The sequence below is a fragment of the Chryseobacterium sp. MIQD13 genome, assembly GCF_050496705.1.
Classification (GTDB): Bacteria; Bacteroidota; Bacteroidia; order Flavobacteriales; family Weeksellaceae; genus Chryseobacterium.
On record NZ_JBNWAF010000001.1, the window covers coordinates 512,015 to 538,449 of the forward strand.

Consider the following 26,435-nt stretch of genomic DNA (forward strand, 5'->3'; position numbering starts at 1 on the left):
TTCTATCTATAAGACGGAATTTTTTGTAAAAGGTTGCCTGAAAATAAAAAAAATTGCACTCTTTTTCAAAAGTGCAATTTAATATATTAATAATCAGTATAATAAAATTAATGATTTACTGAAGAAACTTCATCCGGATTATGTTTATGCCTGAACAAAACTGCAAAAAATACAGCAAGAACCAATGCATAAATTGCAAATGAAAGCCAGATATTCTGCCAGTCTTTTACCATTACTATAGATGAAAGTGTTCCGTCAGCATTTACACCTGAATTAAAACTGTTCTTAAGGATTTCAAGGAAAGTAGGATTATCAGCTGTTGTATCCAGATATGCAGAAAGATCTGTAGCGTTTGTAAATTTGTGTGTGAAAAATTTATCAATAGCCCATCCTGCAATATAGCTTCCGAAAAGAGCACCAAAACCATTGGTCATCATCATAAATAATCCCTGTGCTGAAGATCTGATTTTTTTATCAGTAGTTGTTTCTACGAAAAGAGAACCTGAAATATTGAAAAAATCAAATGCCATTCCGTATACGATACAAGAGAAGATAATGAGTGAAAGCCCGAATCCATCCGGAACTCCATAAGCAAAGAAACCAAATCTAAGCACCCATGCCAACATTGACATCAGCATTACTTTTTTGATTCCAAACTTCTTCAGAAAGAAAGGAATCGCCAAGATAAACAGAGTCTCTGAAACCTGCGAAATCGACATAATAATTGTAGATCTCTGCACTACAAATGAATCTGCATATTTAGGAAAATGTGAAAATTCACTTAAGAATACATCCCCATAAGCATTGGTCAACTGAAGAGCTGCACCTAAAAGCATTGAAAACAGGAAGAATAATGCCATTTTGTAGCTCCCAAAAAGCTTAAATGCATTAAGCCCCAACTGTTCGGATAAAGGAGCATTTTTATCAATCAGTTTCTGTGGTGGGCATTTTGGTAAAGTCAGCGCATAAATTCCTAAAAATATAGCAATAGCTCCACCAATATAAAACTGCCCTTCCGTTGCTTTATTCCCTGTAAGATTCGTAATCCACATAGCCACAATAAACCCTATGGTTCCCCATACCCTAATGGGAGGAAAATCTTTTACTACATCCAGATTACTGTTTTTCAGAATGGTATAGGAAATGGAATTGGCAAGAGCAATGGTAGGCATGTAAAAGCACATAGCCAGAAGCATAAGCCAGAAAAAAGAATTAGGATCTGCAGAATGAGGCAGAACAAAAAGGATAGCTCCATAAAGGATATGCAACACGGAATAGATTCGTTCTGCATTCACCCAACGGTCGGCAATAATCCCTGTAATGGTCGGCATAAAAATAGAAGCTATTCCCATGGTTCCGAAAACGGCCCCAAACTGAGTTCCATCCCAGTGTTTTGTACCGAACCAAAAATTAGCCATCGTAATCAGCCATGCTCCCCAAACAAAAAACTGGAGAAAACTGAGGATGGTAAGTCGTAATTTTAAATTCATAGTTTAGTATAAAGTGTCTTTTTAGTCAATTTTCTTTTTTCTCCTTTTAATTTCTTCCTGAATTTCCAGAGCGGTATCAAAGTCTTCTTCTTTTACAGCTTCTTCAAGTAATTTCTGAAGCTCTTCCATAGATACAGCTTTTAAACTGTCTTCAGACTGTACGGTTTCGGAGAACGGCTGTTCTTCTTTTGAAACATCTTCCAGTTCAAGAAGAATTCCGGCTTCATTAAGAACCTGCTGAGTGGTAAAAATAGGAGCATCAAATCTTACTGCCATTGCTACGGCATCAGAAGTTCTTGCATCCAGAATCAGCTCTTCGTTATTAGCTTTATTTTTGAAATTGATATTAGAAAAAAATACGCCGTCTACGATTTGGTAAATAATTACTGAAACCAATTCATAGTGGGCAGAAACAATAAATTTTGTGAATAAATCATGGGTAAGCGGACGAGGCGGATGGATATCTTTTTCCAGTCCCAGTGAAATGGACTGAGCCTCGAAATTTCCTATGACAACAGGTAATTTTATATGTGATTCTTCATGTTCCAATAACAAAGCGTAAGCCCCCGATTGGGTCTGGCTGTACGATATTCCGCGAATAATTAGCTGTTTATAATCCATAGCTACAAATATAGATTAATTTTTTGTTGTGATTTCAGTTTTTTACGCAAAAATAAAAGCCCGGAAAAGCCCGAACTTTTATTTATAGGTGAATTGTAAATTGTGAATTACTTCGTGTCAATATTAAACTTCAACATTGACCTGCGAAGTAAAATTCACTATTGACTGTTTTATCCTTTTATTGCTTTAATTTTCTCAGTTAATGCAGGAATAATCTGGAAAGCATCTCCCACTACTCCATAATCAGCAGATTTGAAGAATGGTGCTTCAGCGTCATTGTTGATTACTACAATAGTTTTAGAAGAGTTTACCCCGGCTAAATGCTGGATAGCTCCTGAAATACCTACTGCGATATAAAGATTAGGTGAAATTGCCTTACCTGTCTGTCCCACGTGCTCTGTGTGAGGTCTCCAGCCGATATCTGAAACCGGTTTTGAACATGCTGTAGCAGCACCAAGAACATTAGCCAGGTCTTCAATCATTCCCCAGTTTTCAGGACCTTTCATCCCTCTTCCTGCAGAAACAACAACTTCAGCTTCTTTAAGATCCAATTTACCTGAGCTCTGCTCATGAGAGATCACCTTAGTATCTTCATTAGCTACTGACAAGTTTTTCACTTCTTCTGATCCGGATACAGAATTTTCTTTTACTCCGAAAGCATTTTGTGAAACGGTAACGATAACACCGTTTCCTTCAGCTTTGGCATGCATGAATCCTTTTCCTGAGAATGCTTTTCTTTTCACCTGGAATGGAGAAAGGCTTTCCGGTGTTTCCAAAACATTAGTAATTAAAGAATAGTTCTTCATTACTGCAAGCATTGGAGCAATAGAAGAAGCGTCTGTTGTATGAGGGAAAACAATAGTATTTCCATCTGCAACTTCACTTACAGCCTGAGCAAATGCTTTTGCTGAGAAATTTTTAAGACCTTCGTCTTTGATATTAATAACGTTTGATGCTCCATACTTATATAATAAATCTGAAGAATCTGTAGGGTTCACAGAGATTGCCGTAACGGTATCTCCTGCCTGATCTGCAATTGCTTTAGCATAAGACACGGCTTCCAAAGCTGCCTTTTTGTAAACTCCGTTTATATTTTCTGCGTATACGAATACTGCCATTTTTCTTAAATTTAAAGATTAAAAATTAAAGGATTAAGATTAGATTACTTTAGCTTCTTCGTGAAGTAATCTTACCAACTCATCCAGGTTATCAGGAGAAACCATTTTCACAGCAGCTCTTGGCGGCACACTGTCATAAGTTACTCCCTGAACTTTTACTTCAGAAGAAGCAGGCTCTACTACCTGTAAAGGCTTCGTTCTTGCAGACATGATTCCTCTCATATTCGGGATGATAAGATCTTTTTCATCTACCAATCCTTTTTGCCCTGCGATTACTGCAGGTAATTTTACTGATATAGTTTCTTTTCCACCTTCAATTTCTCTGATAGCAGTAGCTTCACTTCCGGCTACATCTAAACCTACAGATGCGTTTACAAAAGGCTGGTTCAATAACTGAGCCACCATTCCCGGTACAGAACCTCCGTTATAATCAATCGATTCTTTTCCGCAAAGGATAAGATCATACCCTCCGTTCTGAGCTACAGCTGCAATTTCTTTTGCTGTAGAATAGCTGTCTTTAGGATCAAGGTTTACTCTCACCGCGTCATTGGCACCAATAGCTAATGCCTTTCTGATTACCGGTTCTGTAGCAGCATCCCCTACGTTGATCACTGTTACAGTTGCACCCTGAGATTCCTGAAGTTTAACCGCTTTTGTCAACGCAAATTCATCTAAAGGATTAATTACCCACTGAATTCCATTTTTGTCGAAAGCAGATTTATCTGCCGTAAAGTTAATCTTGGAAGTAGTATCCGGAACACTACTGATACAAACTAATATTTTCATGTGTACTATTTTATTTTTTCCCTTTTGTGCATAAAAGAACCTAGAGTTTTATGCTGAGATTTTGTTATATTTTACTGTTGCTAATATAATTAAAAAATATATTATGCATGCATAATACTTATTATTTTACTATTCAATACATTAAATGTAGTTTCTAAGCAGGTTTTGTTGCCCTAAACTCAATCTTGCTTGGCAGAACACGCGGATTCATTTTTAAAATATCGAGCACCAGATTCCCCATATCTTCGGGCTGAATTTTCCAGCTGTCTTTTTCTGAAGGAATATTTCCGTTAAAATTTGTGGCCACCGATCCTGGCATAATGACGGTAGATTTAATATTATATTTTCTAAGGTCAATCATTGCTGCCTGAGTAAATCCCACCACTCCGAATTTAGAAGCATTGTAACCTGTTCCGTTTTCAAAGAAATTGGCTCCCGCCAGGCTTGAAACCGTAATATAATAACCTTCTGTCTTCTTTAGTTCTTCTACGGAGGCTTTTAAAGTATAAAAAACACCTGTGAGATTGGTCTCTATCATATCATTCCATTCCTGAGCAGTTAGCTCATCTACAGGCTTGAATATCCCCAATCCGGCATTGGCAATAACAAAATCCAGTTTTCCAAATTTTGCAATGGTATATTTTACAGCTTCTTCTTCACTTTCAAGACTTCGTACATCTGAGACAATCCCCAGAACATTTTCTGAGTATTTTCTAAGTTCTTCTTCAGCTTTCTCCACATCATCTCTTTTACGTCCTGAAAACGCCACTGAAATACCATTTTCCAATAATATCCTGGCTATTCCAAAACCTATTCCTTTGGTTCCTCCGGTTATATAAGCAACTTTATTTTCTGGCATGTTATTTAATTTTAATTCTCTAAAATAACAAAAACGCTCCAATTGGAGCGTTTTGCTGATACCAAGATTTATCAGTATTTTACTTTTTAATAAATTTTTGAGTAGATTTCCCTTCTTTAGTCTCTATATTGATGATATAGTTTCCTGAGCTAAGATTAGTAACATCTACTTTATCTCCATTCAGTTTACTGTTCATATTTCTTCCGGCCATATCATAAACTTCTATTCTATAAACCTTAGAATCAGATTTAACAGTTAAATAATCAGTTACCGGATTTGGATAAATAACTAAACCTTCTTTGACAGATACTGTCTCGTTGGTACCTAAAGTAGCCGTATTTACAAATGATAAATTAACATTATCAACTGCCGATTGATTAGCAACAGTATTACCTGTATTGGTTAAAGAAATAAAGTCAAGTTGAGTAGGCGTTAAACCAGGAGAAGCTGTATAGGCTGGATTTGAAAATGTATATGTTCCTTCAGGATAAGTCCAAGAACAGGCTCCTGTAGTTTTATTATATGTAAAAGAAACTGATACCCAAGTATTCGCAGGGTAAGTAGCAGCTCCAAGAGGAATATTATAAAAACTGGCAGTTCCCGTAGCAACAGCTGTTAATCTACCCATGCCTGTAATTTTTTTAGTAGTAAAATCATAATTTATTCCAACAATTCCCATAGTAGCATCAGTAACAATACATTCAATTATTCCGGCACCCGTAGCAGCTCCTGTATAAAACTGTAATGAACCCTTCAAAATATTATTTCCAGCTGTGGCTGTAGTAGAAACTGGTTTTAATACATACCTATTATTTGTAACTGCTGTAGAACTATATCCTGCTCCGCTTGTAATTCTTAAGGAATTTCCGTGTGCTGCATCTATCATTGCAATCTGATAATCAGCAGCTGTTCCGGTGTAAAGGTAGTAACCTCCCTGACCTGCCGTTGTTGCTGTAGTATCAGACCCTACATTACCAGCTGTGAATGCATTAAAATTTTCCGATACAATGGTCTGCCCGAAAGCATTTACTGAAAATACAGCCCCTGCTATCAAAAATAAAATTTTTCTCATAATGATTTTTTTTTAAATTATTTCATTGTAAATATATACACAAAACAACAAATGAATTGAAAAATCATTAAAAATATCGAATAAAAAATTAATATTCTATATTTTTATAGGTTTGAAAAATATAACAAATGATTTAAATTAATTTAAAGAAATTAAATAATCAATAATGACCATATAGAGAATGGAACGCGTTCGAACAAGAACACAATCCTGTGAATAGTGATTTTAGCAAAAGAAAATCGACAAAATATTACTTCAATGAGAATATTATAAATTTTCCATTTCTGGATTATTATTTATTTTCATTCTTTCACCCAAAAAAACGCTCCTAATTGGAGCGTTTTACCTATAATAAGATTTATTAGTAATTTTAATAAATTTTTAGAAAGAGCATTTTTTGTCAAAAATGATATAATATTCTTTTTAATATCATTTATACAAACTATCACTTAAACTATTCTTTAATAATTTTCTGAATATAAACTTTATCATCGCTTGCTTTTACTCTAAGAACATAACTTCCTTTAGCATAACTTGACATATTGACTTCATTTACATTTTTGTTATTGCTGATTGAAGTAATTAATCTTCCACTCATATCTACTATTTCAATACTTTCAGACTTTAAATTATTTCCAAATTTAAATCTTAAAATATCTTTTACGGGATTTGGATAAATCTGTAAGTCTTTAGAATTTATAACTTCAGTAGTTCCTAATGTTGCATTTTGTCCTGTTATAGTCATCACCCACTGCGCAGAAGCAAAACTTGCTAATGCTCCGGTTCCCGTTGCAGTTGGAGTCGTTATTCCGCATGTTTCTGATGCTAAATAAGAAGGACCCGATTGTCCACCAGGATGGGTTCCCATATAAAACCTCTCATATGGACTTGCTGTGGTACCCAAACGGCCTGTATTACCATCATGCCAGATTTCAACTACAAAATTAGATCCCGCAGGAATCGTTTGGTTTACAGCTGTACCAGTATTTACCATAGCCGCATTATTGGCAGAAGAAACATTTACGGTAGTAAGCGGACTTGTTCCCGAAACTGAAGTCATATTTGCATAGACTGGTGTAGTACCCGCTGTAGTATAAAGCCAAACTTCAACGGGAAATGTGCCGCCAATATTCGTAGAGCTTCCTGCAACTGTTCTTGATGCTAATTGCACACCAAATGCAATATTAGTAATTTTATAATTATAATTTATTGCATAATCTGACAGCTTAAACAATCTTAAATAAGAATTATCTGCAGTATAATAGTTAGTGCTTGTAGCACCACTAGCACAAGCAACAGCACCGGTCGCGGAAACTGTATTAGACGTTGTGTTTTGAGTTATAACCTGGGAAAATGCTGTCCCAGCAATAATCAAAGTTGCTAAAGAAGTAAAGAGTTTTGTCATAGTTTTTATATTTTGTTATTATCTCATGAAATTACAAAATATAAATCAATGTTCAAAAAAAATATCACTTTTAATTACAAAATATTTACTATATTAGTTAGTATCTAAAATAAATCATGAAAATGAATAAAAAAAATCCTCAAAAAATAATTGAGGATTAATATTTATCATTTCGAATAATTCTCGAAGAACAATGGAATACTTTCAATTCCTTTATAGAAATTAAACAGACCGTAATGCTCATTCGGCGAGTGAATTGCATCTGAATCCAAGCCGAAGCCCATTAATACAGATTTAGCACCTAATACTTTTTCGAACATTGCTGTAATCGGGATACTTCCACCACTTCTGTAAGGAAGAACTTCTTTACCAAATGCAGTTTCCATAGCCTGTTTAGCTGCTAAAAATTCTTTGGTATCACTTGGTAAAACATATGGCATTCCTCCGTGGTGAGGCGTTACTTTTACTTTTACATTATCAGGAGCAATCTTTTCAAAGTATTTTGTGAATTTCTCAGTAATTTCTTCAGGAGTCTGATAAGGAACCAGACGCATGGAGATTTTAGCAGAAGCTTTTGAAGGAATCACTGTTTTAGCTCCTTCTCCTGTATATCCGCCCCAGATACCGTTACAATCTAAGGTAGGGCGTATAGAGGTTCTTTCAAGCGTTGTATAGCTTTTTTCACCTTCCACTCCTTTGAGTCCGATAGATTTCTTAAATTCTTCAGGATTATCCTTCAGCTTGTTCATTTCCGCTCTTTCTGCATCTGAAACAACCTCCACATTATCATAGAATCCATCGATGGTAATATGTCCGTCTTCATCAATCAGCTTGGCAATCATTCTGGAAAGTACATGAATCGGGTTCGGAACTGCCCCTCCGTAAAGCCCTGAATGCAGGTCTCTGTTTGGTCCTTCAATTTCAACTTCCACATAGCTTAACCCTCTCAAACCTGTAGTTACAGTAGGCTGTTCGTTGCTATAAATGTGTGTATCAGAAATAAGGATGCAGTCACAAGCCAGTTTTTCTTTATTTTCGTTAACGAAATCTCCTAAACTTACAGATCCTACCTCTTCTTCACCTTCTAAAATGAATTTTACATTACAAGGAAGAGCATTAGTTTTCATCATAGCTTCAAAAGCTTTTACGTGCATGAAAAACTGCCCTTTATCATCTGCAGAACCTCTTGCGAAGATTGCACCTTCCGGATGAAGCTCTGTTTTTTCAATATATGGTTCGAAAGGTGGCTTTTTCCATAGTTCCAGCGGATCTGCGGGCTGTACGTCATAATGCCCATATACAAGCACCGTAGGAAGGTTTTTATCTAATATCTTTTCTCCAAAAACGATAGGATAGCCATTTGTTTTGCATACTTCAACATTATCTGCACCCGCATTTTTAAGGTGTTCTGCACATACTTCCGCACACTTCAATACATCATTTTTATAAGCCGGATCTGCAGAAATAGAAGGAATTCTCAATAACTCAAATAATTCATCCACGAAACGCTGTTTGTTTTCGTTAATGTAATTTAATGTCTCTTGCATTTTAAAAATTTGTTTCGTTAAAAATAAAAAAAATGCCCTGCTTGAGCAAGGCATTTATGTACTTTATTGTATTTGGCTTATTTTGTAAATCTTACAGACATTTTTCTGTCAGATGCTCTTTCTGCATCAGATGCTTTTGCGTCCACTTTTGCAAACTGGCTTCCGTATCCTTCTGCTGAAACGATCTGTCCTCCGGCGCCTAAGCTTGTAAGTTGAGCCTTAATGAAATTGGCTCTATCCTGAGATAATTTTACATTTTTAGCTTCATCTCCGGTTTTGTCAGTATAACCACCGATTTTGATTTTTGAATCCGGGTAAGCCTTCAAAATTTTAGCCAGGTTGTCCAGCTGCTCCTGAGAACCAGCTTCCAGTTGATTGGCAGAACCTATTTTGAAGTTTACATTATCAAAGTCATACCATACACTTTTCAATCCGTCTTCTGTTGCAGAAGCGTATTGTCCTGATTTAAGGTACTTGATCATGCTGTCTTCCATCCCGTTAGCAAAACCTTTCAAAGCAACTCCATTTAAATCAATAGAAACCTGAGATTTTTTCTCAGCATGTTCAGAACCATGTCCTGCAGCAGCTTCATGACCGTGTGCTTCACCTCCTACCTGTACATCGTCGGAATATCTTTCTACTCCTTCTTCCAGTTTCAGAGTATTCTTGTTTCCTCCCGCCTGGATCTTTTTACAGCTTACGGCTACTGTTGCAACAGCTAAACATATAATTAATTTTTTCATATGCAAAATTTATTTTTCTAAGGTCATATGGAATCGCATTATTTACTCTGTTTCAATTATTTTTACAGCAAGCGATTTCATGCTTAAATTTTTGATTGCCCAAAAGTAAGAAATCCTGCTTTTTTCGGCAACATTTTTATACTGATTTTAAAATAATTTTCCCTTTTTTGGACTGTGTAAAAATAAGGTAGTCTTTTCCGCCGTCTTTTATCCCGTATTTCTTTTTGATATCTTCAGGTTTTAAGGGATAATTCTTTGAAATAATATTGAACTGCTCTTTCTTTTTAATCTGCTTAGATTCAACAGTTTCCATTTCCAAAATCCTTCCCGGAAAGCCATCAACTTTTTGAGCTGAAGTATAAATATGGGTATTGGGATGAAGCTTTTTAAGCCTGAATCTTTCCGAAATCAGATTAAAAACACCTGCTTTTAAAATACTGTTATTAGGAATGTAAATAAATTTTTCAGGCTCAGAATATACTCCCTGAACATTTTCTTCTTCTCCAAATTTAAATGTAAAGGCAGATTCATCGCTTTCCAGATTGATACAATCTACTGTAATTCCATCTCTTTTTTCACCGGAAAGGAAAATAACAGCTTCCTTAACATCATTTTTAACAGCTATAATTTCTATCCTGAAAATATCCGGTAAGACGGATATTAAATACTTCAGATCGATTAACGGAGAAAGTTTTATAATTACCTGATCTGCTATAGCAAGAAGCCTGTCTTTGATCTGAAGAATGTCAGGTGAAAGATCTTCGAGCAGAAAAACTTTGTTTTTGTTCTGATCCCTTCTTGCAGGATCTAAATAGATGACGTCAAAGTGTTCTTCATTAACGTTCAAAAAATCATCCAGATCCTGATTGATGAATACAGCCTTTCGGTCTAAAATATGCCAGTTATGCTCTACAATTTTCAATAATTCAGGATTCCGCTCAACCAAAGTAACCTCTTTAAAGTTTTGAGACAGATAATAGGCATCAATTCCAAAACCGCTGGTAAGATCAATAAACTTATTTCCTTTAAGGATTTGTGATTTATAAAGTGCCGTAGCCTCTGAAGATGACTGCTCCAGATTAAGCTGCGGAGGGAAAATAATTCCGTCTTTCAAAAGAAAAGGAAATTTCTTCTGGGCAGTCTGTTTTCCTTTGATCTGCTGAACAATTTCCTGCATGGAAACATCCGGGAACGGGGATTTTTTTAACAGAAGAGAATGCAGATCTGTATTGAGATTTGCCTTGATATACTCCTGAATTTCTGGTTTGTTTATTTTATTTCCCACAGATTTACTAGGCATTTGCTATATAATCGATCAGACTGATTTTTTTTCACTGTCTATTTTCTGAAATATATTTATTTCCTTATTCGAATAATAATTTCAATAAGCTTTTCCTTCATTACTTAATGATTTTATTTTTTTAACCACAGATTACACAGATTTGCACAGATTATTATGTATAAAGTTCTATATAGAAATATATATAAGAAAATTAAGCGTAAAACATCTGTGCAAATCTGTGTAATCTGTGGTTGAATAATTTTTAATCTAATTCTCCATTTACTTTTCTGAAAATACTTTTACTGATATAGTCAGTATTAAAGTTCACTAAAATTCCCAGTTTTAATCCAGTAAGTTTTAAATAAGTTAATAATTGCTGATGATGTATATTACCTATATCTGTGACTGCTTTCACTTCTATAATCACTTTATCTTCAACAATAATATCAGCAATAAATCCGGATTCTATAACAGTATCTTTAAATTTAAGGTTCATTGGGATCTGCGTTTTTACTATCAATCCATTGTTCCCAAGTTCATAAGCCAGAGCTTTTTCATAAACTTTTTCCAATAAACCCGGTCCAAGCTCATTATAGACAGAGAATATACATTTTCTGACATAAAAACTTATCTCATTTTCCTTCATTGTGTTTGTGTGTTTTATAAAAAAGATATCTTGTAACAGATTATCTGTGTGTCTAAGAAATCTGGGAAACCTATAAGTTACTCAAACATTTCAGCCCAACGTACGACTTTTATTTCTTTTTCGCTGTATAGGTCTTCAACTGATCTTTTAACGTCTAATTTGGGGTATAAATTCACCCCGATCAGCTTTATTTTTCCTTCTTCCACCCATTTCTGCTCTTCAACAGCATGGTCATAAATCTTTTTCTGAACAATTCCCTGCTTCAAAAGTTCAAGGTAACCACCCGCTTCCTCTATTTCAACAAACAGTGCCCAGGATTTTTCCGCAATCTGGCGGGTAATATCTTCCACATAATAACTCCCATTTGATGCATCTTCAAATACATTAATGATGCTTTCATAAGCAAGAACAATCTGCTGTTTAAAAGAGATTTCTTCAGAATTATCAGTACTTCTGTCCACGAGATAGTTATTGCTGAAAACAGCATCAGCTCCTGCAATCATTGCAGAAGCCAGTTCCAATGTAGAACGGATAAGATTGTTTTCATTATCTGCAACAGCTTTATTTCTCAGAGATGTTTCTGCAAAGATATAAGGGGTTTCATTTAAACCATATTCCTTTGTAAGCTGGTTAAAAACTATCTTAAATGCTCTCAGCTTAGCCATTTCAAAGAAATAATTTCCTCCGACTGCTATTCTGAAAATCAGCTTATTTAGAATTTCAGTTCCATATTCTTCTATAAGCTCTTTTGTTTTTGCCAATGCAATTCCCAACTGCTGATAAATGGCAGCTCCGGCATTCTGATGAAGTGAAACATCAATACAGATATTTCTTTTAAAATCTTTTGATAAAAGCTCTTTAGCCAGTTGGTCATCAATAGTACCTTCTTTTTCATTAAAAACATCAATCAGCGAAAAATACTGGTCTTCTTCTTTTGGACTGATATGTCCGGCAAGATCTTTATTATTGACAAAAATTGTTTTTTGTTCAAGGTTTTCTACATTATGATCCAGAAGAAATGCAAATACGTCTTCTTCCAGACTTTCATGATATCTGGCCACCAGATGAGTATTTTCTTCAACTTTCGGCAGATTTGCCAGTGGTTTCTGAACTTCAGTGTAAAAAGGTTTTACATCAATTCCTTCAAGATTTTCTTTCTTTAAAATGGAATAAATGTCTTCTGTTTTAAGCTGGTTTTTTACTAAATTTTCCCAGTTTGGAAGTATATCTGCTGACATTGGCTGTTTATTATGACGAAATTGTGAATTTTGCTTCGCAAATCAAATAGTGAATAAAAAAACCACTATTGACAATTCACGCTTCAAATGTTTTTATTTTTTAGCAATATTAGTGCTGTCTACAACCAGAATAAAAATCTCTTCATCCGGTTTTTTCATGAAATAATTTTCTCTTGCGTATTTTTCTTTTTCCGATTTATTATTCATCAGCTTTTTATAAAAAGCATCGTTTTTTTCGTACTCTTTTTTATAATATTCAAGCTGGTCTTCATATCGGCTGATCTCGCCGTTCAGTTCATTAATAACAAGGAAAGAGGTTTTATCAAAGAAAATCATCCAGACCAGAAACATACAGATGGTAATGGTGTACTTATTCAGAACATATTTCTGGATCATTTTGAATGTTTCAGATTTCGGCTGAATGTCTTTAATAAGTTTGTTTTCTTTCATTTTAATGTTTTCTCAACGAGTTTTTAATAACGGTAGTTAAAAAGTCAATCGCTACGGAATTCTGTCTCATATTCGGAATGATTAAATCTGCTTCATTCTTAGATGGCTCTATGAATTCCTGGTGCATTGGTTTTAGTGTGGTCTGGTAACGGTGAAGAACTTCGTTAAGGTCTCTCCCCCTTTCCTGGGTATCCCGCCTGATCCTTCTGATCAGTCTTTCATCAGAATCGGCATGAACAAATACTTTTAGATCAAATTCTTTCAGCAGTTCTTTATTCGTAAGTACCAGAATACCTTCTACTACCAATACATTCTTAGGTTCTACAGTGACGTGGTCGCCAGTTCGGGAATGGGTTACAAAGCTGTAAATGGGCTGTTCTATAGACTCATTATTTTTTAAAGCTTTTACATGTTTTATCATTAAATCGAAATCTATGGACTTTGGATGGTCATAATTGAGCGCTTCTCTCTCTGTCAGTGTAAGATTCGGGTTGTCATGATAATAATTATCCTGGGAAAGGATATTCATTCCTTCAATATCAAGCTGCTGCATTATTTTGTCAACAACTGTAGTTTTGCCGGATCCTGTTCCTCCGGCAATTCCTATTACAAGCATTCTTTTTAGTTTCTTTATAGTTGGTACAAATATACTATTTTAGATGAATGCAAGTAAACAATCCCCATAGAATTTGGTTTAAACAAAAAAAATCCGATGCAAAGACACCGGATTTAAACATATTCTTAGGTTTTTATTTCTTAATAAACTTGGATGATAACTCTACTCCTTTTACGGACAGAATATAATTTCCGGACTGGAGATTTGAAATATCAATCTTATTATTTCCGTTTCCAATAGTGGTTTCCATTACTTTTCTGCCTTCCATATTATAGATTTCGGCTTTTTCTTCTTTATTTCCTTTTAATAAAACAATGAGCACATCAGTGGCAGGATTTGGATATATTTTAGTCTGATTTTCTTTAGCTAATTCTTTGGTACTTAATGCACAACTGTATTCCGGCAGGATGTATCCTGTAGCAGTAAATTCCTGGGTCATTATATTGATATCGCTACAGGTAAATCCAAATTGTCCAAGCATATCTATTGCAGCCTGTCTTACGGCAATAGCTGCATTTTGCTGGTTGGTATTTGATCCTGTCAGTGCCAAACCCTCCAGAAAAGCTCTGTCTGTCTTTTCTTTTCCGATCTGGCTATAAATTCTCATTAAGGCTGAAGCCCAGATTTGCCCATCTGTATGAATTGACCCAACAATCCCGGAAGGATAAGTCGCCGTATAATTGGTAACTCTCCCTGCCCAGAAAGGATTATGCCCATCCCAACTGAACATCCAGTGATAAGCTGGCGCAGAAGAAGGCCATTGATTTAAGCTTCTGCTATAAGACTGTGCCCAATAATCTCCTGAGCCTTCACCTAGCCCCTGAACCTGAGATGAGCTTCCATTGGTAAGCCAGTCATGGATTCCGTGTCCTAATTCATGAATGATAACGTCTGCATCTTCTGCATCATCTACTCCTCCTTCCCCGAAGGCTAAAGTATCATTTGAAGGTATATAATGGGAATTATCAGCCCCGCTCAATCCGTGAGGGTCAAATCTTAAAACTCCATTATACTGGGAAGGAACACATGGGATTCCAAGGGTAATATTGATATACCGTAAATTGTTATCAAGGTGCCAGTAAGCATTTACGGCTTCGAAACCCTGATCATTTCTGTTAAAAAGAAACTGGTTGGTTGCCTGTGTAAAAAGTCCTGTACTTGGGGATTCCAGTTCTTTAATTTCCACGTAAGTTCCTTTTAATTTGTAGACTCCTGCAGCCAATTCCAGTTCAGGAATAGTCACCAGAGTTCTTGCCGCATCCAGACTCGCATTGGTAGCATCACTTCCGTCAACATACTGTCCTCCATAAGCTACCTGCATCTGGGAAAGCGGATCAGGCTGGAAAATATAGGCAGAACCCGTTTCCAAGGTCGTTTTCTTGGCTCCGTCGTCTTTTTTATTTTTTCTGGTACCGGGGTCTTCATTTCTGTTGTGATGATATACTGAAATATCTTTCACACTGATAACTTCTCCGGTTTGGGCATCAATAACTGTTTCCCAGCTACCAGGATTGTCATGGGAGTTTGTCAATACTCTAAAAACAAGTTTTGTATCACCGGAATCAGTAATGTATACAAACAGTTTGTTTTCTTCATAAATAATCTCTCCTTTCGATTTTGAGGCAACATGAGCTTTTTTTAAAGCTTCAGAAGCTGGAAAAGAAGCAACTACATTGACATCCTTTACATTATTTTTCAGATTTTCAGTTGAAGTATAAGAAATATTGCCCGCTTTGTTAAAATGAACGATAATTTCAGATTCAAAAACAGGAACTTCTTTAATCATTTGCTGAAAACGAAGTGTTTCTCCCGAGTGTCCTTTTTTTACAAAGCTCAACTTCAGTGAAGTATAGCCCGGAATTCCCAAATTCCTTGAATTTTCTTTGATCCAGCTTTTTGCCGGAATTTCATAAGATGATTCCTGAGCGTTTAATGCCGAACAGCAAAGTATACCACAGAGAATAATCGAAGTAATTTTTTGTTTCATGGTTTATATTTAGATTAGGTGTGTATTAATTGCTAATATAAATAAATTTATTCTAATTTTTCACCAATAAGTGTATAATCATCAATAAATATTACATTTTTAACAAAAAAAACTCTACCTTCCGGTAGAGTTATATTTATACTATCTCGCTTGTTAATTCCCTTGATAACAGCTTCTCGTGCATCGGCTTAAGGAGGTCCATAGAACCGGTTTTTACTGTACATTTGCCTTTGTAATGCACCAATATGGTACATTGCTCCGCCTGTTCCAGAGTATGCTTGCATATTTCGATCAGGCAGTCTATCACATAATCAAACGTATGAATATCGTCGTTATGAAGAACCAGTTTATATACTTCATCTGTATCATCCAGAACCAGTACTTCTTCTTCATACTGACGTTTTGGATTTTCGTAATCTTTTATGCTGTTATAAAAAATCATCTTCATCTTTTTAAACTTCTCCTATTTTATCTGCCAGATCGTTGAGTACACTCGGGCCTTCATATACTAATTCTACAAGCTCCACACTCTTATTATTCATTTTCAGAATCTTGAAATGATAGTTTTCCAAATCGAATTCATCATTTTCTTCAGGAATATCTTCCAATGCATGCAGAATGAATCCTGCCAGTGAGTTATATTCGCTTTCTTCGGACAGAGGCAGTTTTTTAGGCAGATATTCATTTATTTCATCCAGCGGCTGTGTGGCCTGAACCCAATAAATATTATCGCCCATTTTATCTACCAGCTTATCTTCATCATCTTCCTCATCCTGTATTTCTCCTACAAGTTCCTCTAAGATATCTTCCAGGGTAATGATACCTTCGGTTCCACCAAATTCATCAATAACGATGGCAAGGTGCTGTTTTTTCTGCTGGAATATTTTTAGAAGGTCTGAAATCTTTTTGCTTCCCACCACGAAAAAGGCATCGCGCATCAGTTCTTTCAGGTCTTCATGATTAAGTTCTCCTTTTCTTTTAACAAATTCTCTTATGATTTCTTTTGTATAAAGAACCCCTATCACATTATCTATGGAATCAAGGTACACCGGAATACGGGAATAACCGCTGTCCATAATCTTGTTGATGATTTCATTAATATCTTCTTCAAAATCAATAGATGTGATATTCTGTCTTGGAACCATGATCTGCTTGGCGGAATGATCTGTAAAATCAAATGCATTTTTAATGATCTCATAGTTCTCTTCTTCAATTTCACCACTGTCAGCACTTTGTTTTACCAAAAGCTGAAGTTCCTCGGTAGAGTGAATTTCCTGTTCGGAAGCCGGATGTATTTTTACTAGTCTTAAAAATGTATTCGACATTAAATTCATCAACCAGATGAAAGGCTTGAAGATGGTATAAAATATTCTTAATGGAACTGCAGTGGCCATTGTGGTTGACTCAGATTTTCTGATAGCAATTGATTTTGGAATAAGTTCACCAAATACAATATGCATCACCGTGATCAATACAAAACTTGTTGCCACTGAGATCGTTGTAATTGTTGTTTGAGTTAAGTCCACGCTTAAAGAATGAAAGATGCTTTCAACCACATGATGTAAAGCACTTTCACCTACCCAACCCAATGCAAGAGAAGCCAATGTAATACCAAGCTGTGTAGCAGAAAGGTACTCATCAAGATGCTTGATAATATGCTCTGCCTGTTTTGCCATAGAGTTACCTTCAGCGGCTTTCAGCTGGATTTGTGAATAACGAACTTTAACAATTGAAAATTCTGCGGCTACGAAAAAGCCATTTAATAAAACAAGAAATAAGGCTAGCAAAAGCCTGACTATATCCGAGTCCATTTAGAAAGTTGTATAATTTTAATTTACAAAGATAGATAAAATAAAAATAACCTGAGTTGGAGATAAGAATTTCGAAAGTTAATTTTTGATGAATGGAAGTCAGAAGCAGGGAAATAGAAGTTTTTACCGGACATTTTAACTTTAAGCTTTTTCTTCCTTTTATACATGAAAAAAGCACCGACAGTGTCGATGCTTTCTATGATATTTAAGTAATTTCTTACGAATTTTTCAAAGCTTCTGCTCCGGAAACGATCTCAAGGATCTCGTTTGTAATGGCTGCCTGTCTCGCTTTGTTGTAGAAGATCACAAGATCATTCTTTAAAGCCTGAGCGTTGTCTGTTGCTTTATGCATTGCAGTCATTCTCGCTCCATGCTCAGATGCTACTGAATCTAAAACCGCTTTGAAAACCTGGGTCTTGATTGCCTTAGGAATCAAATTATCCAGAATTTCATTTCTGTTCGGTTCAAAGATATAGTCTGTTTCTACCTGAGTTTCTTCAGCTTTTTCAGCCATAGAAATCGGAAGAAGCTGTTCAGTAGTAACTTCCTGAGTAGCTGCATTAACAAATTTATTGTAGATCAGATAAACTTCATCAAATTTGCCTTCTTTAAAGCTGCTCATTACTCCTTCGGTAACATGAGCTACCGTATCAAAGTTTAAGTTATCAAAAACAGCACTTTCATTGGAATATACCGTACGGGTTCTTCTTACCGCATCAAAAGCTTTTTTACCGATTGTAAGAACTTCAACTTCGTATTGGGATTTTCCGCTAAACTGATTATTAAGTTCTTTTACAATAGATGAGTTGAAAGCTCCTGCAAGACCTCTGTTTGAAGTAACAGCGATGAAAAGAATTCTTTTCACTTCTCTTTTTTGAGCATAGACAGAAACCTGGTCAGGATCAGAGCTAGAATTTACATTCTGGATGATTTCCTGCAGTTTTTCAGAATAAGGTCTCAACATTACGATTGCATCCTGTGCTTTTTTAAGTTTCGCAGCGGAAACCATTTTCATAGCACGTGTAATCTGCATCGTAGATGAAATGGACGCAATTCTACCTCGTATTTCTTTTAAGTTTGCCATTAATTTGGGTTCAAAGTTTATGGTCTAAAGTTTAAGGTTCAGAAAAGATTCCAAACCTTAAACAATGAAGATTTTAGTTATATTTAGAAGCTAAATCGTTAGCTGCCTGCTTAAGAACGTTTGTAATATCGTTATCGATTTTACCAGCTTTAATAGCCGCCATTGTATCAGGGTGCTTAGATCTTAAGAATTCGATATATTCTACCTGGAATTCTTTTACTTTTCTGATAGGAACATTTCTTAGAAGGTTCTCTGTTCCTGCGTAGATCATAGCTACCTGGCTGTCTACAGGAAGTGGAGAGTTTACCGGCTGCTTAAGGATCTCAACGTTTCTTTCTCCTTTAGAGATTACTGCTAAAGTAGAAGCATCAAGGTCAGAACCGAATTTAGCGAACGCTTCCAGTTCTTTATACTGAGCCTGGTCTAGTTTAAGTGTACCAGATACTTTTTTCATTGACTTGATCTGAGCGTTACCTCCTACTCTGGATACAGAGATACCTACGTTGATCGCAGGACGAACCCCTGAGTTGAATAGATCTGATTCAAGGAAAATCTGTCCGTCTGTAATAGAGATTACGTTCGTTGGAATGTATGCAGAAACGTCACCAGCCTGAGTTTCGATAATTGGAAGGGCAGTTAATGAACCTCCTCCTTTTACGATTGGCTTTAGAGAATCCGGTAAATCGTTCATCTGGCTCGCGATCTGATCGTCAGCAATTACTTTTGCTGCTCTTTCCAATAGTCTTGAGTGAAGATAGAAAACGTCTCCAGGATAAGCTTCACGGCCCGGTGGTCTTCTCAATAGTAGAGAAAGCTCACGGTAAGCTACCGCTTGTTTGGATAAATCATCATAAACGATCAATGCCGGTCTACCAGTGTCTCTGAAGAATTCACCGATAGATGCACCTGCCATTGCAGAATATACCTGCATTGGAACCGGATCTGAAGCGTTAGCCGCAACGATTACAGTATATGCTAAAGCACCTTTATCAGAAAGGGTTTTAACGATTTGTGCTACAGTAGAAGCTTTCTGACCGATAGCAACATATATACAATATACAGGCTTACCTGCATCAAAGAATTCTTTCTGGTTGATGATCGTATCGATCGCAACAGTAGTTTTACCTGTCTGTCTGTCACCAATGATAAGCTCTCTCTGTCCTCTTCCTACAGGGATCATAGAGTCAATAGCAACGATACCTGTTTGTAGAGGCTCAGTTACCGGCTGTCTGAAGATAACTCCAGGAGCTTTTCTTTCCAATGGCATTTCGTATAAATCCCCAGTAATAGGACCTTTACCATCGATAGGGTTACCAAGAGTATCTACTACTCTTCCTAACATACCTTCTCCTACTTTGATAGAAGAGATTCTGTTTGTTCTTCTTACTGTGTCTCCTTCTTTTACTAATTTACTTTCACCAAGTAGAGCAACTCCTACGTTGTCTTCTTCAAGGTTAAGTACAATACCTTCTACATCACTAGAAAATTTCACCAACTCTCCGTATTGTACGTTTTCTAACCCGTATACACGAGCAATACCATCACCGATGGTTAAAACTGTACCTACTTCCTCAACATTTGATTGAGTGTCGAAGTTGGCCAATTGCTGTTTTAAGATCGCAGATACTTCTGCCGGATTTATTTCTGCCATTGTATGGTTGTTTTTGTCTTAATTTAACTGAAAATCTTTTTTAACCTGGTTAAGTTTTGTCTTTACAGACGCGTCTACCTGCTGATCACCTACTCTTAGAATGTAACCTCCTAAAATCTCAGGCTTCACATTCAAGTTCAGGTCAAAGTTTGAACCTGGTTTTACCAGATTGGTAGATCTTAAGATCTGATCAAGGTTTTCTTTAGAAAGCTGAGTCGCCGTAGTAAGAGTTACTCTCTGTACTCCGTTGATATCCTCTACTTTATTGATAAACTCCTGAGCAATATTTTTCAACTGGCTTTCACGTCCGTGCTTGATCACTAATCTGATCAGGTTCTGTGAAGAAGCTGAAAAACCTTTAAAAATTTCGTTTGCTGCCTCTATTTTCTTTTTTGAATCAATGTAAGGCGTAAGGAAAAATTTGTTCAAATCCTTAGATTCAGACATGATCTTCACTACATCTTTCATTTCAGAAAATACAGCAGCTGTCTGACCTGATTCATTCGTGAAATCAAGTAGTCCCTGTGCGTATCTTTTAGCTACTTTAGATGTAAGCATTCTTAGTTAAGGTTTGATTTGTTTAAATAATTTTGAACTAATTCGTTTTGAGCTTCGTTGTTATCCAACTTTTGCTTAAGGATAGATTCAGCGATGTTTACAGATAAAGCACCGATTTGAGTTTTGATATCTGCCATAGCAGCATTCTTCTCAGTCTGGATAGTCTGCTTAGCTGCTTCAATCATTTTGTCACCTTCATTTTTAGCAGCATCTTTAGCCTCACCTACGATTCTATCTTTAATTTCTCTCGCTTCTTTAAGGATAGCATCTCTTTCTATTTTAGCTTCACGAATAATTCTTTCGTTATCCTCTTTTAAAGTCTCCATCTCTTTTCTTGCCAATTTAGCTTGATTAAGAGCATCAACAATAGAAGTTTCTCTGTCGTTGATTGATTTTAAAATAGGTTTCCAAGCAAATTTGCCTAACAAAAATAATAATGCTAGAAAAATAACAGACTGGATAATAAATAATCCTGATGAAAACTGGTGAATTAATTCCATTATATAATGTATAAATAATTATTACTTTTTTCTTTTTTAAATTAACATTGCTGCAGCCAACCGCTGCAACAATGTTTTTTTTGTTTGGCTTATGATGCGAATAACGCAGCAAATGCAACACCTTCTACTAGTGCAGCTGCAATAAGCATAGCAGTTTGGATTTTTCCAGATTGCTCAGGCTGTCTAGCGATAGCTTCAAGAGCAGCAGCTCCGATTTTACCAAGACCGATACCTACACCAAGTACGATAAGACCGCCACCAATAATTCTAGGGATTTCCATAATAAATATAATTTAAAAAATTGTTTTAATATTTTAAAGCTTCAAACTTGTTCTTTATTAATGAGCTGCGTGATGTTCGTGCTCATGCTCTTCCACAGCCATTCCGATGAACAGGGCAGAAAGCATTGTAAAGATATAAGCCTGAAGGAATGCAACTAATACCTCAAGGATATAAATTACTAAGGTTAAGAATGGGAATGCAACTCCTGCAATCCAGTTCTTGAAGATATAAATTGAACCAATTAGCGTCATTACAACGATGTGTCCTGCTGTCATGTTAGCAAAAAGACGGATCATCAATGCAAAAGGCTTAGTTAATGTTCCTAATAATTCAATTGGCAACATAATGAACTTCATTGGAACAGGAACACCTGGCATCCAGAAAATATGTTTCCAGTAATCTTTATTAGCTGAAAATGTTGTAATTAAATAAGTAAGGATCGCAAGGAAGAATGTCATTGTAATATTACCTGTAACATTGATTCCGAAAGGCATTAAACCTAAAACATTTAAAAGTAAGATAAAGAAGAATACAGTTAACAGGTATCCCATAAATCTTTTATACTTGTGACCGATGTTTGGGATAGCAATCTCGTCTCTTACAAAAATAATCAAAGGCTCTAAAAATCTTGCAGCTCCTGTAGGAACAACAGATTTTTTATAAGATCTTGCCATACCTGTAAATAATACAAACATTAGAAGTGCAACTAAGAAAATGATAAATACACTTTTCGTAATTGAAAGATCTAAAGGTTTTTCATTTGTAGGGTGACCATCCTTATCTAAAGTTAAAGTTCCTGCTGCATCAGTTTTATAAATTTTCTCGTGGTGCAGTTTATAGTAAGATCCATCTACTTCAGTTGTTTCACCATGCATAAAACCTTCTTTATTACTCATGAAGCTATGGAATCCGTTATCATAGAAAATAACAGGAAGAGGGAAACCGATGTGGTGACCTTCTTTATCTACCATCAATGTAAAATCGTGAGCATCCAACAAGTGATGAGTGATAAACTCCTTGTTTTCTTTAGTTGTTTTGTCTTTCTCCGAAAGCTCTTGAGCAGGAGCTGTCCCAGCGACAGCCTCACCGTGCTGTGCAGACACTAAGTTTAATACAAAAATACTGTAGAATAAAACTGCGAATTTCTTAAACATTGATAGGTTTTTTTCGTTGTGCAAAAATATAATTTTTTTTCTAGTTTCAATAAATAATTTTACTGTTTTTTGTCATGATTAATCAGCCTGATTGCATAGTACGTAAGCAGCGTGGTCAGGACGAAATACGGCAATATAAAATGAAATTTATAACCAGGAATCACTTCAAAGTTCAGTTTTTTGCGAATTAAATACATTAAACCGAATTTTAATAAGATAAGACCAATTACAGATAATCCTAAAAACTGCGGTACAGTTCTGTTAATTAATATAACCAGAGTAATCATCATCATAAACATTACACTTAAAAAAAGATAAAATTTAACAATAATAATCTCATCCAGGTGAAAAACAAATTTCCAAAGGGAAAAATGAATCAGAAATGTTAAAAAGAATAATACCGTAACAAGGATATTAGGATTTAATTTCATTATAAACTTATTTTCAACCTCTATAATCAATAGGGTTTATTTTAACTGATCGCAAAAATAGACTTTTTCTATTGAATTTTGCACGATTTGATTTTTATCATTTTTTTCATATATATAATATTACGTCTCCGAACACTTTGGATATGCTAAAAATTCCTTATTTTTGCAAACCTATAATTTACAATAAATATGTTTAATAGTTTACAGGATAAATTAGACAAGGCTCTACATAATATTTCCGGACGCGGAAAAATCACAGAGATCAACGTAGCGGAAACCGTAAAGGAAATCCGAAGAGCGCTGGTAGATGCTGACGTTAACTATAAAGTTGCAAAAGATCTTACGAAAAGAGTTCAGGATAAAGCTTTAGGGCAGAATGTTCTTACTTCCCTTACACCGGGGCAATTAATGACTAAAATCGTTCATGATGAATTGGTAGACCTTATGGGAGGTTCCCAGGAAGGAATCAATCTTTCAGGAAAGCCTACTGTAATTCTTATTGCAGGTCTTCAGGGTTCCGGTAAAACTACGTTCTCCGGAAAACTTGCCAATTATTTAAAAACAAAAAGAACCAAAAAACCTTTGTTGGTTGCCTGCGACGTTTACCGTCCTGCAGCAATTGACCAGCTTAAAGTATTGGGTGGTCAGATCGGAGTTCCGGTATTCACAGAGGAAGGAGCTACCAACCCTTCTACTATTGCTGAAAATGCTATTAATTTTGCAAAAGCAAATGGTCATGATGTAGTGATCGTCGATACGGCAGGACGTCTTGCTATTGACGAGCAGATGATGAACGAGATCAAGTCTGTGCATTACTTCATCAAACCTCACGAAACTTTATTTGTGGTAGATTCCATGACAGGTCAGGATGCTGTAAATACAGCTAAAGCATTCAACGATGCACTGAACTTTGATGGTGTTGTTCTTACCAAATTAGATGGTGATACAAGAGGGGGTGCTGCTTTAACAATCCGTTCCGTAGTTGAAAAACCGATCAAATTCATCTCTACCGGTGAGAAAATGGAAGCTTTGGATCTTTTCTATCCGGAAAGGATGGCGGACAGAATCCTGGGAATGGGAGACGTTGTTTCCTTAGTAGAAAGAGCTCAGGAGCAGTTTGATGAGGAAGAAGCTAAAAAACTTCACAAAAAGATCGCTAAAAACGAATTCGGTTTTGATGATTTCCTTAAGCAAATCAACCAGATCAAGAAAATGGGTAATATGAAAGACCTTATGGGAATGATTCCGGGGGTTGGAAAAGCGATCAAAGATGTTGAGATCAGTGATGATGCCTTCAAACACATTGAAGCAATCATCTACTCTATGACTCCTGATGAGAGAAGAAGACCTTCCATCATCAATACTCAGAGAAAACAGAGAATTGCAAAAGGTGCGGGAAGAAAAATTGAAGATGTGAACCAATTGATGAAGCAGTTCGAGCAAATGGGTAAAATGATGAAGATGATGCAGGGGCCTCAGGGAAAACAGATGATGCAGATGATGAGCAAAATGCCGAATATGCCTGGAATGGGTGGAATGATGGGGAAATAACCAAGCTTAAAAGAATAAGACATAAAAAACTCTCAGAAATTTCTGAGAGTTTTTTGTTTTTATTTGAATTTATATCCTAATCCGATCTGGAAGAAATTCATTTTCAGTTTCTCGTCGTTCACCGGATCTTTAATCATGTTAGTCAATCCGAAGCTGTAACGGGCGTCTACAAATAATCCTTTGTAAATATTATAATCAGCACCCAGGAAAAGTCCAAAATCCGTAGATTTAAGATTATCATTGAAAGCATCTTCAAGATACTGCTCTCCTTCATTGATTGATTGTGGGTTTGATGTTGCTCCACTCACTTCAATTTTTGCTGTTGTACTTGCTTTAAAGCTCACATATGGACCTGCATAAACTCCTAATTCCGGGGTAGCATAATATCTTGCTGATACAGGAATTACAATTCTGTTAAAATTTAATTTTTCAGTTACTTTGATATTTCCAGGAAGTGATACTTCTGCTTTTCCTCCTAAATTTGCATATTCTACTTCTCCCTGAAGAGCAAATTTGTCATTAACTTTATGTTCAACCAAAGCTCCAACATAAAATCCTGACTTTGACTTTAAGCTTCCCTCTATTCCTCCGAATTCAATATCGTTTTCATTAGAGTTTAGTTTTGATAATGCATATCCCGCTTTTACACCGAATGTTGTCTGTGCATTCATACCTGCAAAAAAAGCAAGGGCTGATGCTAATAAGATTTTTTTCATGATTATTTTATTTTAAAAATTGTTTTTAAAGATAAAAAAGCCCTAAAATAATTAGGGCTTTTATTTTTATAATGCTTTGTTAATTACTTAGCAAATACATATTTAACTCCGAAAGTTACAGAAGATAAATTCAATCCGAACTTGTAGTTGTTTACACTCTTAGCATTATCAACGTCTAATTTAGAAGTATTATATCCAAATTCACCGATAGTAGCTTCAATGCTCCAGTTTTTGTTTAAGAAATAATCTAAACCTGGTTTAACGTTAACACCGATTGAAGTGTAGTTAGCTTTGTCAGAAGTAGATGTAGTATTCGTAGTTGAACCGATAGTAGTTGTTGTAACAGCTTCATCTTTAAATTGTCCAAACTCCATTGGAACTTCTAATTGACCGAAGATATATAATTTATCAGCCAAAGTCCAATATTTTCTTACGAAAGGAGCAACAACAAATGCAGACTGAGTACCTTTTGTTTCAGAAACAAAGCTTCCTCCTCCGATTGATCCAGTTGTAGTTTTAGTAACTTTATCACTTGCATAACCTACTCCTAAACCTACAGCAAGGTTAGTACCTACAAAGTAACCTGCAGTTGGAACGATTCTGAAGCTTTCTACTTTAGTATCGTTGTTGTTGTTTTCTTCCTGAGAATAACCTACTTGTCCTGAAATATATGCAGTTCCTTTTGCAATCTGAGCATTAGATAAACCGAAAAGTGCAACAGCACCCGCTAATAATAATTTTTTCATTTTAAAAAATTTTAATACTTTCTGAGGGCAAATTTACAGTGGGTATTGCTAATATTAAAATTTGTTAATGTGATTAATATCATCGGTGGAT

Annotated in this window: 27 protein-coding genes; 1 reads left to right on the plus strand and 26 read right to left on the minus strand. The window is 35.7% G+C overall.

Going from position 1 to position 26,435, the window contains the following annotated elements; genetic code table 11:
- Positions 1-107 precede the first annotated feature (107 nt).
- The 24 genes from ACQWU4_RS02460 to ACQWU4_RS02575 form a co-directional block, all read right to left on the minus strand.
- On the minus strand, positions 108-1,490 hold the full coding sequence (locus tag ACQWU4_RS02460; RefSeq protein WP_429934179.1) for a nucleoside permease: 1,383 nt from the start codon (positions 1,488-1,490) through the stop codon (positions 108-110).
- Between the two features lie 21 nt (positions 1,491-1,511).
- Entirely contained in the window at positions 1,512-2,111 is a 600-nt protein-coding gene (locus ACQWU4_RS02465; RefSeq protein WP_429934180.1) for a bifunctional nuclease family protein, read from the minus strand.
- Positions 2,112-2,281: 170 nt separating this feature from the next.
- Positions 2,282-3,229 carry an electron transfer flavoprotein subunit alpha/FixB family protein gene (locus tag ACQWU4_RS02470; RefSeq protein ID WP_429934181.1) on the minus strand — a complete coding sequence of 316 codons (948 nt, stop codon included), beginning with the start codon at positions 3,227-3,229 and terminating at the stop codon, positions 2,282-2,284.
- Positions 3,230-3,268: 39 nt separating this feature from the next.
- Positions 3,269-4,015, minus strand: coding sequence for an electron transfer flavoprotein subunit beta/FixA family protein (locus ACQWU4_RS02475; RefSeq protein ID WP_429934182.1), 747 nt, complete (start codon positions 4,013-4,015; stop codon positions 3,269-3,271).
- Positions 4,016-4,169: 154 nt separating this feature from the next.
- The gene (locus ACQWU4_RS02480) at positions 4,170-4,874 is read right to left on the minus strand and encodes an SDR family oxidoreductase (RefSeq protein WP_429934183.1); all 705 of its coding nucleotides are present in this window, start codon (positions 4,872-4,874) and stop codon (positions 4,170-4,172) included.
- 79 nt (positions 4,875-4,953) lie between these two features.
- On the minus strand, positions 4,954-5,946 hold the full coding sequence (locus tag ACQWU4_RS02485) for a T9SS type A sorting domain-containing protein (protein WP_429934184.1): 993 nt from the start codon (positions 5,944-5,946) through the stop codon (positions 4,954-4,956).
- 454 nt (positions 5,947-6,400) lie between these two features.
- Positions 6,401-7,351 (minus strand): T9SS type A sorting domain-containing protein, encoded by a 951-nt coding sequence (locus ACQWU4_RS02490; protein WP_429934185.1) that lies wholly within the window; start codon positions 7,349-7,351, stop codon positions 6,401-6,403.
- Positions 7,352-7,518: 167 nt separating this feature from the next.
- Positions 7,519-8,898, minus strand: coding sequence for a dipeptidase (locus ACQWU4_RS02495; RefSeq protein WP_429934186.1), 1,380 nt, complete (start codon positions 8,896-8,898; stop codon positions 7,519-7,521).
- A gap of 77 nt (positions 8,899-8,975) precedes the next feature.
- Positions 8,976-9,641, minus strand: a complete 666-nt coding sequence (locus ACQWU4_RS02500; RefSeq protein WP_429934187.1) for an OmpA family protein — start codon at positions 9,639-9,641, stop codon at positions 8,976-8,978.
- 136 nt (positions 9,642-9,777) lie between these two features.
- Positions 9,778-10,941: a class I SAM-dependent methyltransferase gene (locus ACQWU4_RS02505; protein ID WP_429934188.1), complete on the minus strand. Its 1,164-nt coding sequence runs from the start codon at positions 10,939-10,941 to the stop codon at positions 9,778-9,780.
- Between the two features lie 244 nt (positions 10,942-11,185).
- The gene (locus ACQWU4_RS02510; protein WP_429934189.1) at positions 11,186-11,569 is read right to left on the minus strand and encodes a GxxExxY protein; all 384 of its coding nucleotides are present in this window, start codon (positions 11,567-11,569) and stop codon (positions 11,186-11,188) included.
- A gap of 77 nt (positions 11,570-11,646) precedes the next feature.
- Positions 11,647-12,807 (minus strand): methylmalonyl-CoA mutase family protein, encoded by a 1,161-nt coding sequence (locus tag ACQWU4_RS02515; protein ID WP_429934190.1) that lies wholly within the window; start codon positions 12,805-12,807, stop codon positions 11,647-11,649.
- Positions 12,808-12,900: 93 nt separating this feature from the next.
- A complete protein-coding gene (locus ACQWU4_RS02520) occupies positions 12,901-13,257 on the minus strand; it encodes an FtsB family cell division protein (RefSeq protein ID WP_429934191.1) in 357 nt (118 codons plus the stop codon).
- Between the two features lies 1 nt (position 13,258).
- On the minus strand, positions 13,259-13,873 hold the full coding sequence (gene udk, locus ACQWU4_RS02525) for a uridine kinase (protein ID WP_184159304.1): 615 nt from the start codon (positions 13,871-13,873) through the stop codon (positions 13,259-13,261).
- A gap of 133 nt (positions 13,874-14,006) precedes the next feature.
- On the minus strand, positions 14,007-15,860 hold the full coding sequence (locus ACQWU4_RS02530; protein WP_429934192.1) for a T9SS type A sorting domain-containing protein: 1,854 nt from the start codon (positions 15,858-15,860) through the stop codon (positions 14,007-14,009).
- A gap of 136 nt (positions 15,861-15,996) precedes the next feature.
- A complete protein-coding gene (locus ACQWU4_RS02535; protein WP_429934193.1) occupies positions 15,997-16,302 on the minus strand; it encodes an ATP-dependent Clp protease adaptor ClpS in 306 nt (101 codons plus the stop codon).
- 10 nt (positions 16,303-16,312) lie between these two features.
- Positions 16,313-17,671, minus strand: coding sequence for a hemolysin family protein (locus tag ACQWU4_RS02540; protein ID WP_429934194.1), 1,359 nt, complete (start codon positions 17,669-17,671; stop codon positions 16,313-16,315).
- A gap of 217 nt (positions 17,672-17,888) precedes the next feature.
- Positions 17,889-18,755, minus strand: a complete 867-nt coding sequence (gene atpG / locus ACQWU4_RS02545; protein ID WP_429934195.1) for an ATP synthase F1 subunit gamma — start codon at positions 18,753-18,755, stop codon at positions 17,889-17,891.
- Between the two features lie 73 nt (positions 18,756-18,828).
- Positions 18,829-20,406 carry a F0F1 ATP synthase subunit alpha gene (atpA, locus tag ACQWU4_RS02550; RefSeq protein WP_429934196.1) on the minus strand — a complete coding sequence of 526 codons (1,578 nt, stop codon included), beginning with the start codon at positions 20,404-20,406 and terminating at the stop codon, positions 18,829-18,831.
- A gap of 18 nt (positions 20,407-20,424) precedes the next feature.
- Entirely contained in the window at positions 20,425-20,964 is a 540-nt protein-coding gene (gene atpH / locus ACQWU4_RS02555) for an ATP synthase F1 subunit delta (protein WP_429934197.1), read from the minus strand.
- A 2-nt stretch (positions 20,965-20,966) separates the two neighbouring features.
- Entirely contained in the window at positions 20,967-21,464 is a 498-nt protein-coding gene (locus ACQWU4_RS02560) for a F0F1 ATP synthase subunit B (protein WP_034725377.1), read from the minus strand.
- 89 nt (positions 21,465-21,553) lie between these two features.
- On the minus strand, positions 21,554-21,745 hold the full coding sequence (atpE, locus tag ACQWU4_RS02565) for an ATP synthase F0 subunit C (RefSeq protein WP_040994829.1): 192 nt from the start codon (positions 21,743-21,745) through the stop codon (positions 21,554-21,556).
- A 57-nt stretch (positions 21,746-21,802) separates the two neighbouring features.
- Positions 21,803-22,900: a F0F1 ATP synthase subunit A gene (gene atpB, locus ACQWU4_RS02570; RefSeq protein ID WP_429934198.1), complete on the minus strand. Its 1,098-nt coding sequence runs from the start codon at positions 22,898-22,900 to the stop codon at positions 21,803-21,805.
- Positions 22,901-22,959: 59 nt separating this feature from the next.
- On the minus strand, positions 22,960-23,331 hold the full coding sequence (locus ACQWU4_RS02575) for a hypothetical protein (RefSeq protein WP_429934199.1): 372 nt from the start codon (positions 23,329-23,331) through the stop codon (positions 22,960-22,962).
- A 189-nt stretch (positions 23,332-23,520) separates the two neighbouring features.
- Here ACQWU4_RS02575 and ffh point away from each other — a divergent pair, with 189 nt between their 5' ends.
- Entirely contained in the window at positions 23,521-24,882 is a 1,362-nt protein-coding gene (gene ffh / locus ACQWU4_RS02580; RefSeq protein ID WP_429934200.1) for a signal recognition particle protein, read from the plus strand.
- A gap of 59 nt (positions 24,883-24,941) precedes the next feature.
- Here the strand turns inward: ffh and ACQWU4_RS02585 are convergent, their stop codons facing one another.
- Positions 24,942-25,598, minus strand: coding sequence for a porin family protein (locus ACQWU4_RS02585; RefSeq protein ID WP_429934201.1), 657 nt, complete (start codon positions 25,596-25,598; stop codon positions 24,942-24,944).
- Positions 25,599-25,681: 83 nt separating this feature from the next.
- Positions 25,682-26,344 (minus strand): outer membrane beta-barrel protein, encoded by a 663-nt coding sequence (locus ACQWU4_RS02590; protein WP_429934202.1) that lies wholly within the window; start codon positions 26,342-26,344, stop codon positions 25,682-25,684.
- Positions 26,345-26,435 lie beyond the last annotated feature (91 nt).